Annotated in this window: 1 protein-coding gene; it reads right to left on the bottom strand. The window is 54.3% G+C overall.

Translation table 11 applies throughout. The features are described from left to right. Positions 1-44: 44 nt before the first annotated feature. Positions 45-10,811, bottom strand: coding sequence for a non-ribosomal peptide synthetase (locus EDM57_RS05730; RefSeq protein WP_122903814.1), 10,767 nt, complete (start codon positions 10,809-10,811; stop codon positions 45-47). Positions 10,812-10,853 lie beyond the last annotated feature (42 nt).

Genomic DNA, 10,853 nt, shown 5'->3' with positions numbered 1-10,853 from the left:
CCCGGCTTTTATTGGAGGAAAAAAGCACTTCTTCTGTCGCCTGGTCAAATCAGTTCCAGGATGTTCTCCAGTTCTTCCATGGACAGTTCGTCATCCCCCAGATCGCTCGGGGTGTACTCGCTATCCTCTTTTGCCATGCAATGCTCGATGATGCCAAGCAAGTGATTTCGATAGCGGTCTGCCAGGCTTGCAATGGTTTCTTCCTTGTACTGGAGGCTGTTGTAACCGATGCTGATGCGAAGCTTGCCAGCCTCGATCAAGCCGGAAATGTCCAGCAGGAACACTCTTTCCGATTCTGGGCTGAACAACTGGCCCGTTCCAATCGGCGAGAACGTGTATCCCCCGGTCTTGCCCTCCGACTCGAATTGGCCCAAGTAGTTAAAGCTGATTTCCGGCCGCAGCGCAAACCACAGTGGCGGCTGGATCTCGCGTGTCGTCATCGTGCGCAAAATCTCGTAGCCGATCCCTTTTTTCGGAATCCGGCGCAAGCTTTCTTTGACTTGCTTGATCTGGTAGGACAAGTCCTCGGCCTTTTCCATGTCGAGCACCACTGGATATTGCGAAGTGAACCAGCCAACCGTCCGTGTGACGTTCATCTCGTTCTGGATGTCTTCGCGCCCGTGGCCTTCCAGATTGATGACGACGCTGTTCGTATCCGCCCAGTCTTTTACGGCCAAGCCAAGGGCTGCAAGCAACAGGTCGTTCATCTCGGTGTGGTAGGCGTGGTGGACATGGCGCAACAGGTTTTCCGTCTGCAAGTCTGTCAGTTCAAACGACCACAAGCGCGTATGTTTTTGCTTGCGATCTGCGGTGTCAAAGTCAGTTGGCAATGCCGCAGGCGCGGTTGTCGTTTCCAGGTTGTGCCAGTACGGCACTTCCCGAAGCAGCTCGTCGCTGTCCGCGTACCTTTGCAATTGAGCTGCCCAGTCCTTGAAGGAATCCGTCTTTTTCGGCAAGACGATTTCCTGCTGCTTTTGCGCCTGGGCATAGGCCGATGCAAAGTCTTCGAACAATATGCGCCAGGAGACGCCATCCACGACCAGATGGTGGATCGCAATCAGCAAATGATCGCCTTCTTTTGTAGAGAAAAGAGCCAGATGGACGAGTGGGCCCTGTTCCAGGTCGATGCTGCTTTGGATGCGGTCAGCCAGCTCGAGGATGTGCGCCTCGCTGTTTTCATGCTGCTGCAAATCGTAGGAATAGAAGCGGAAGCCCTCCTCGATCAGTCCGCGATTGATTTGCTTGATCGTCCCGTTCTCTTGCCTGTAAACCATGCGCAGCGCATCGTGATGCTCGACGATTTTTTGGAACGCTTGCCGGACAAGTTTTTCCTCAAAACCATCCGCGCTGTACAGCATGACAGCCTGATTCCAGTGATGGCGATCCGTGAAATTGCGCTCGAAGAACCATCGCTGGATCGGTGTCAGGGCAATCTCGCCTTCTACAACGCCCTGTTCGCTCTCTCTCATGTTCGGGACGACGTGAACGGCGACTTCTTCGATGGTCGGGTATTGGAACAGCTCTTTCATCGCAAGCGTCCACCCTGCTGCATTCAGGCGTGTGGATACCTGGATCGCTTTGATGGAATCGCCGCCCAACTCGAAGAAGTTGTCTTTTGTTCCTACTTGCCCGACGCCCAAAACGTCTGCCCAAATGTCAGCCAGCAGTTGTTCCAGCTCGGTTTGCGGCGCGGTATATTCCTCCCGCTTCTCGTCCTTGCTTGGCTTCGGCAGTGCTTTCCGGTCAATCTTGTCATTTGGTGTCAGCGGCATCTTCTCCAGCTGGATGAAGAAGGCAGGAACCATGTATTGCGGCAACTCTTTTTCCAGATGCGCGCGAAGCTGTGCAGGCGTGACTTCCCCGTCTGCGACGTAGTAAGCGCACAAGTAAGCCTGGCCGCGGTCATCCGTATGCGTGATGACGGCTGCTTCTTTGACCGTTTCATACCGCAAGAGCACACTCTCTACTTCGCCCAGCTCCACCCGGTGGCCGCGAATTTTCACCTGGTGGTCGATTCGGCCCACATACTCGATATTTCCGTCCGGCAGCCATCTTGCCAGATCACCTGACCGGTACATTTTTTCTCCGGGCACGAACGGATTGTCGACAAATTTCTCAGCGGTCAGCTCCGGACGGTTCCAGTAGCCTCTTGCCAGCGACACGCCGCCGATGCACAATTCGCCGATCTGACCAGGCGCTTTCAAACGCAATTGTTCATCCACGATGTACAGCTTGCTGTTTTGAATCGGTTTGCCAATCGGAATCGTCTCGGTTTGTTCATCCGGGGCGGCTTTCCAAAGCGTCGCGCAAATGGTGCTTTCTGTCGGGCCGTATCCGTTGATATAGGTCACTTTTTCTTTCCATTTGTCCACCAGTGCGGCAGAGGAAGCTGATCCGGCTGTTATCAGTACGCGCAAAGTCGACAGTTGCTCCGGCTCAAGATAAATGGCATACGTCGGCGGCAAGGTGAGAACGGTGATCGCGTTTTGGCGAACGTATTTGGCAAATTGCTGAAAATCGTTGATGATGTCTCGGGACAAGACGTACAAAGTCGCGCCTGTCAGCAAGGCCATAAACATTTCCCACACCGATGCGTCAAACGAAATGCTGGCAAAGTGCCCTACCCGGTCTTGCGGAGTGATGCCAAGCTGATTGGCAAATACGCTTTGCAGATTGGCTACCCCTTTGTGTTCCAGCATGACCCCTTTTGGCTTGCCGGTTGTTCCGGACGTGTAGATGATATAAGCCAGATCGGACGGCTTGTTTACGCAAGGCAGGTTTTCTGTCTGCGGCGCATAATGGTTGCAGTCGTCCACATCGACGATTTCGACCTGACTGCTCACTTTGTGCAGCAGGTGCGCATGCGTCAGCACAAGCTTTGCCTGACTGTCCGCCAACATGTAGCTGATTCGTTCTTCGGGATAATCAGGATCGACGGGCAAAAACGCGCCGCCAGCCTTCAACGTGGCAAGCGTGGCGATGACCATCTCCGCGGAGCGTTCTGTGAGCAAGGCGACAATGCTGTCTGGCCCAACTCCTTTTTCGCGCAAAACGGCTGCGAGCTGGTTCGCTCGTTCATTCAGCTCCCGGTACGACATTCGCTTTTCTTCGAATACGAGGGCGGTTTGCTCGGGCGCTGCTTGTGCCCGTTCTTCAAAGAGCTGTTGGATCGTTTGCTCTGCCCGGTATTCGCCCTCTGTTTCATTGAACGTCACCAGCAGCATGTGCTTTTCTGCCTCTGTCAGCATCTCAATTTCTTGCAGCTCGCTGTCTGGGTTTGCCGTGATGGCCCGCAAAATTTGCATGTAGTGACCAGCCATGCGCTCTACCGTTTCCTGTTTGAACAGCTTCGTGCCGTATTCCAGTCGCAAGAACAGGTCGGACTCCCGCTCTGTCAGGTGGAAAGACAAGTCGAATTTCGCGACAGGAAGCGCGCCTGCGGATTCGTAATGGCGATAGACGAGCTGATCCAGCGCTTTTTCAGACAGGTCGTCCTTTTGCAAAATAAACATCGTATCAAACAGCGGATTTCGGCCCGGATCGCGCGGAATGCCCAGCTTTTCTACCAGTGTTTCAAACGGGTAGTCCTGGTGATCGTAAGCGTCCAGCGCATTTTGCTTGACCTCCTGCAAAAATTGCGTGAAGCTCTTGTGCGCAGTCGGTTTGTTGCGGATCGCAAGCGTATTGACAAACATCCCGACGACAGGGGCAAGCTCGGCGCGCTGTCTGCCGGAGATCGGCGTTCCGACGATGATGTCATCCTGTCCCGAGTATTTCGCAAGCAGTACGTTGTACGCCGCGAGCAAGACCATGAACAATGTCGTGTTCGTTTTCGCGGCCAGTTCGCGCAACGCATCGAGAAGCTGCTGGTCCATGGACAGGGTGACTTGCCCGCCTTCAAAGCTTTTCACGGCTGGACGCGGAAAATCTGTCGGCAGATCGACAGCGGCAATGTTTCCGGCGAATGTGTCGAGCCAATACGCTTCTTGCTTCTGGAACACATCCGACTGGAACAACGCTTTTTGCCAGACCGCAAAATCTTTGTACTGCAGGTGCATCTTCGGCAAATCTTTGCCCTGGTACAATTCGGCCAGTTCATCGAACACGATGGTGACGGATGCCGCATCGGCAGCGATATGGTGCATGTCGTACAGCAGCAGGTGACGTTCATCTGCGAGTTGCACCAGACTCATGCGCAAAAGCGGCGGGACCGACAGATCGAACGGACGGACAAACGAGTGGAAAAGCTCGTCGATCTGCTGTTCCTCTGCCGTCACGTACGGCAGGTCGACAGTCACGTGCTCATGAATCTTTTGCACCAGCTCATCTCCCACCATCTCAAAGGAAGTCCGGAAGATGTCGTGACGATCCACCAGTGCTTGCAGCGCATTCGCCAATTGCTCGCGGTCCAGCTTGCCTTCCAGCATAATCATGCCCGGTGTGTTGTAGCTGATTCCGGCCCCTTCGAGCTGGTGGAGCAAGTACATTCGCTGCTGCGCGGACGATACCGGATAGTACGCTTGCGGCGCTGCCGGTTGAATCGCGGCCACGGCTGCATGTTCGGTGTTTTCGATCAGGCGGGACAGTCCGCGGATGGTCGGCTCGGCGAAGAACTGTTTTAGCAAAAGATCGGTTTGAAACTCCCGATGCACGTGCGCTACAACCGCCATTGCTTTCAAGGAATGGCCGCCGAGCTCAAAAAAGTTATCCATCACGCCGACGCCGGAAATGCCGAGTACGTTTTCCCAGATCGCGGCCAGCTTCGCTTCCACTTCTGTAGCCGGTGCGATATACTCCGCTCCTGCAGTCGCAGGCTTGCCATCCGGCTTGGGCAGTGCTTTGCGGTCTACCTTCCCGTTTGGCGTAAGCGGAAGAGCGTCCAGTTGGATGAGATAGGCAGGGACCATGTAGGCCGGAAGCTCCCGGGACAGATGCGCGCGAAGCTCGGATTCTGCAATCGGCGCTTTCCCCGTGAAATACGCAGCCAGGTAGGAATCGCCGCGCTCGTCCTGATAGGCGACGACGACCGCTTCATTCGTCTTTTCATGGGCGAGCAGAACCGCTTCAATCTCCCCGATTTCAATCCGGTATCCTCTCACCTTGATCTGCTCGTCGATCCGCCCTACGAAATCAATTGTTCCGTCCGGAAGCCATCTGCCCAGATCGCCTGTTTTGTACATGCGTTCTCCCGGAACAGCAGGATTTTCAACAAATTTTTCTGCTGTAAGCTCTGGCTTTTTCCAGTAACCCCGTGCCAAGCCGCGGCCGCCGATGCATATTTCTCCGACGACGCCGACAGGCAGCAGCTGATGGTTCTGATCGACGATGTAAATGCTGGTGTTGGCAACCGGACGGCCGATGGTGATCGGTTTATCCGGCCGGGTATCTCGCAGGTAGGTAGCGATGACGCTGCATTCCGTCGGGCCGTATGCGTTGATGACAAGCATTTGCGGGTGCATCTCTTTGCACATTTGCACGAGCTTCGGCGACAGCTTTTCGCCGCCGAGCATGACCGCCTGAATGGAACGGATGTCATCCGGACGGCTGCACTCCAATATCGCCTGGAACATGCTCGGTACGAAAACAACGTAGCTGCATTCCCAGGTGGCAATCAGGTTGCGCAGCGCGATCGGGTCTTTGGCTTCCTCGTCTGGCATCAGGACGACGGTGGAGCCGGATACAATCAGGGTAAAGAAGGTAAGGGCAAAGGCATCAAAGGCAAAGGAGAGAGCCAGTGTCCCCCTGTCCTTACCAGAAAGGGCAAATTCGTCCCTGTTCCAAAGGACGCTGTTGACGATCCCCCGATGCTCCACCATGACGCCTTTTGGCTTGCCTGTCGTACCGGACGTGTAGATGATGTAAGCGAGATCGGACACAGTGTGCGTCGGCTCCAGGTTTTCAGCATGCGGCGAGTAGGCTTGCTCGTCGTCCAGATCCAAAAGCTCCACATTTGCGGTCAGCTTTTCGCGCAAATGTTTTTGCGCAAGCACCAGCCGGGCTTCGCAATCTTCCAGCATATACGCAATGCGCTCCGCCGGATAATCCGGATCAATCGGTACATACGCTCCGCCCGCTTTCAGAACGGCGATAATGCCGACGATCATTTCCAGCGACCTTTGCGCCATAATCGCTACGCTTTGCTCGGCCTGCACGCCTTTTTCCCGCAAGGTGTGCGCGAGCCGGTTGGCCCGCTCATTCAGCTCGCGGTACGTCAATCGTTTGTCGCCCAGTATGATGGCTGTCTGTTCAGGCGTTTTACGCACTTGCTCTTCAAACAATTCCGAGAGCGTGCTTTCAGACAGATTTACCGTTGCGGTGTCGTTGAAGTCGACGAGCAACTGCTGCTTCTCCCGGTCGGTCAGCATCTCGATTTTCGCCAGTTGCTGCTCCATGTTTTCACCGATTGCCTGCAGGATTTGCAAGTAATGAAGCGACATGCGCTCAATCGTCTCGCGCTTGAACAGCTTCGTGCCATATTCGAAGCAGAAGGAAAGTCCTGCTTCGCTTTCACTTGCTTCCAGGGACAGGTCGAATTTGGCCATGTTCCCCTGTGGCACGTACGGGGTCACGGTCACGCCGTCCAGCTCGATCAGACCGGCATCCATGTTTTGCAAAATGAACAACGTGTCGAACAGCGGGTTACGGCTCCGGTTCCGGGAAATCGCCAGCTTTTCAACCAGCTCCTCGAACGGATATTCCCCATGCTCAAAAGCGGCGAGTGTATTGTCTTTGACCTCCAGCAAAAATTGCTTGAACGTTTTCGTCGGCGCAGACTGGTTGCGCATCGCCAGCGTGTTGACGAACATCCCCGTAATCTTCTCCGTATCAGGGTGCGCTCTGCCGGCAGTCACGGTGCCGATCACCATGTCGTCCTGCCCGGAGTATTTGCTGAGCAGCACATGATAGGCGGCCAAAAGAACCATGTACAACGTCGCGCCCGTTTCTTTCGCTGCGCGCTGCAAGCGATCCAGCAACTGTTTTTCCGCCCGGAAGGAATAACGTTCGCCCTCGAAACTTTGAACAGAGGGGCGCGGGTAATCGAGCGGCAGGTTCAGAACCGGAATTTCGCCTGCGAATCGCTCTAGCCAATACGCTTCCTGTTTGGCGTACTCGCTCGTTTGTGTCCGCGCTTTTTCCCAAACGGCGAAGTCTTTATACTGAATGCGCAGCTCTGGCAAGGCTTCGTCCTGATACAGACGGGCGAAGTCATGCAGGATAAGCTGCGTGGATACGCCGTCCGAGATGATGTGGTGCATGTCGATAACGAGCACATGGCGGTTCTCCTGGAGCTTAACCAGTCCCACCCGGCATAGCGGTGCTTTTTCCAGGTCAAACGGACGCATGAACGACAGGATCACTTCGTCCAATTGCTCTTCTGCCGCTTCCAGATAGACAATCGGCAGCTCGCATTGGGCATGGATACGCTGAACCGGCTCGCCGTTGATCGTGTGAAACGATGTACGCATCGACTCATGGCATGCCGCCAAGCCGGAAATGGCTTGCTCCAATCGCGCCTGATCGAGCTTTCCGTCGAGAATCATGACCACTGGCAGGTTGTAAACCGTGCTGTCGGGGTCGAGCTGATTTAAAATGAGCATCCGCTTTTGCGCAGAGGATACGGGATAATACGCCTGCGGCTCAGCCTGTGGAATGGCCTGATACTCGCTTTCCGCTCCCCCGTCCACATACGCGGCGAGCGCTTGAATCGTCGGCTTGTCAAACAGCACGCGCAGCGGTACATCTGCCTTGCATTCCTTTTGCATGCGGGAAACAAGCTGAATCGCCTTTAGCGAATGGCCTCCCAGCGTGAAAAAATCATCCAGAATGCCAATCGGCGTCACGCCAAGGATTTGCTCCCAGATCGCGACCAGCTTTTGCTCCAGCTCGGTTGTCGGAGCGACGTACTCCGCTCCCGTCACTGCACGTCCCTCCGGCTTCGGCAATGCTCTCCGGTCTGTTTTTCCGTTCGGTGTCACCGGAATCCGCTCCAGCTTCACGAAAAAGGAAGGGATCATATATTCAGGCAGGGCGCGCGCCAAGTACGTCCGCATGTCTTCGTCGCTAATTTCGCTTTGCAAAACGACGTAGGCGCACAAAGACTTTCCGCCTGTCTCGTCTGCGATGTCGATGACTACCGCTTCCTTGATCGCCGGATGGTTAAGCAGGCGCGATTCGATCTCGCCCAGCTCGATGCGGTGTCCTCTGATTTTTACCTGATGGTCGATCCGCCCCAAAAATTCGAGCTGGCCATCCGGCAACCAGCGGGCCAGATCACCTGTTCGATACATCCGTTCGCCAGGCTGGTACGGATTTTCGAGAAACTTCTCTCCCGTCAACTCCGGCTGGTGCAAGTACCCTCTTCCGACGTTTGCCCCGGAAATGTACAGCTCCCCGACGATCCCCTCCGGCTTCAGCTGCAGCCCTTCATCCAAAATGTAAATGCCCGTATTGCTGATCGGTTTGCCGATTGGCGGCAGCTCAGGTATCTCCATGCGCGGGTCCATCGTGCAGGTCGTCACGACATGCGTTTCCGACGGTCCGTAGTGATTGTGCAAAAATACGTGATGGTCGCGCAGGTATTTTTGCAGCTCATGTGTGACGACGAGCTGTTCTCCGGCGGTGATGATGTGCGTGACGCAACGCGGGAAGCTTTGCGCGTAGTCTTTTTCGTTAAAAATAAATTTCAGGAAAGACACGGGGAGAGACAAAATGCTGATCTGTTTTTCCTGGATGAACGCAAACAGCTTTTCCACATGTCGTCTCAGCTCGTTCGTGATGAGGTAAAGCTGTCCCCCGGCTAGCAGCGTGGAGAAAATTTCCTGGTAGCAAACGTCAAAGCTGCATGTCGTGTACTGCAACACTTTTTCCTGAAAAGCGATATTCGTTTTGTCAAAAGTAAATTGCAGCAGGTTCGCCATGTTCCGATGCTCCAGCATGACGCCTTTCGGTTTGCCTGTCGTGCCGGACGTATAGATGATGTAAAACAAGTCATGCGGCTGGTTGACCGACTCGACTGGGGCGCTGTCCTCTTGCCAGATTGCCGGTTTCTGGATGTCCAGTTTTTCTGTAGGAGTGGTCACTTTTTCCAGCAGGTGATCTTGCGTCACGATCAACTGCACGCCGCTATGCGTAAGCATGTAGGCGATTCGTTCCGCAGGCAGCTCCGGGTCAATCGGCACAAATGCGCCGCCTGCTTTCAGGACGCCCAGGATTCCGACGATCATCTCCAGCGACCGCTCCAGCATCGTGCCGACAAGGCTGTCAGCGCCAATGCCTTTTTTGCGTAAAAAACGGGCGAGCTGGTTGGACTTTTCATCCAGCTCCCGATACGTCAGGTGCTGGTCACCGAAAACAACGGCGACTTGCTCGGGCGTTTTTTCTGCCTGCCGGGCGAAAAGCTCGTGAATGGTGGCGGCAGGATAGTCAGCCGCTGTTTCCGTCCGTTTTGCCAAAAGCTGCACCGTTTCCGCTTCTGTCAGCATCGAAATCCGGCGAAGCTCGACATGCGGATTGGCCGCTACGCAAGAGGCGATCTGCCGGATGTGTCCTGCCATTCTTTGCACGACTGCTTCCTCAAACAAGGCCGCATTGTAGTCAAAGCGGAAGGCGATTTCTTCCTTCGGCATTACCATGACGGTCAGGTCGTAATTGGTAGGCTCGAACATTTCAACGTCGGTAATGGTGAAGCCAATCGGCTGCGTTTGCGCTTTTTGCTGCAGCGCCTCGACCAGCGGATAGTTTTCAATGACCATAAGATGGTCGATCAGCTCTTGCTTCAAATCCGTCAAGTTTTGAATGTCGTACAAAGGCACGTGCTCGTACGGCCGGGATTGCAGCGTCTTTTTGTGCACATCCTGCAGCAGGCCGGAAAAAGTCTGGTCGGCTTGCGCTTGCACGCGGAATGGAATCGTATTGATAAACAGACCGACCATTTTGTCGATTCCGACGATCTCTGTCGGGCGTCCGGACACAACGGAGCCGAACAGCACATCATCGGCAGCGTTGTACTTTTGCAGGAGAATCCCCCAGATCGTTTGAATCACCGTCGATAACGTCACCTGATTTTGACTGGCGATCGCCCCGAGCTGTTGGGTCAGGGTACGGTCGAAAGCAAAGCGATATTGGGTTGGCTGAAAAGCGTTCGCAGCAGGCTTTTGCTTTTTCGGCAAGGCTGTCTTTTGTTCATAGTGATCCAGATAGTCTTTCCAATAGCGGAGCGCGGCCTGTTTATCCTGTTTTTCCAGCCATTTGATAAAGCGGCTGTACGGCTGAACCGGCTCAAGCGAGAGCGGCGTCTTGTTTTGCAAAGATAAATAGATGGCAAGCAGGTCATCAAAAATGATGCTGAAGCACCAGCCGTCCATAAGAATGTGATGAAAGCTCCAGATGACCTGATAGTCTTGCGGAGACATTTGAAAAATGGCCACTCGCATCAATGGGTCTTTGGCCAGATGAAAAGTTTTCGCCTGATCGGCCCGTTTGTATTGCATGTAGCGGGCATGCTTCTCGGAATCGTCGCAGGCAGACAAGTCGTGAATTTCAATGGGGATCGGACGTCCCTTCAATACGACCTGCAACGGCTGCTTCAGCTTTTCATAGAGAAACAACGTGCGGAATACATCATATCTCTCTACCAGCACACGCAGGCTATCTGCAAACAAACCGACGTCAAGCTCACCTTGCAGCGAAATGGACATCTGTACGAGATGCGAGTTTTGTTCCTGGTCGAGCAAGGCGTGAAACAGCATTCCCTCTTGCATCGGTGTTAAAACGTACATATCCTGGACCTGTTCTTTGCTAAATACGCTCATTGCGGCACCTCAAACTATCAATTTTTGTTTTATCTGTAGGAA

Origin of the sequence: Brevibacillus gelatini (assembly GCF_003710935.1) — a bacterium.
Classification (GTDB): domain Bacteria; phylum Bacillota; class Bacilli; order Brevibacillales; family Brevibacillaceae; genus Brevibacillus; species Brevibacillus gelatini.
The sequence above is the reverse complement of the archived record's forward strand: the minus strand, read 5'-3'. Positions and strand labels throughout refer to the sequence as shown.

Bases quoted from the DNA above. Each gene is read 5' to 3' on its own strand.
- EDM57_RS05730 (WP_122903814.1), bottom strand. From the start codon at position 10,811: ATGAGCGTATTTAGCAAAGAACAGGTCCAGGATATGTACGTTTTAACA.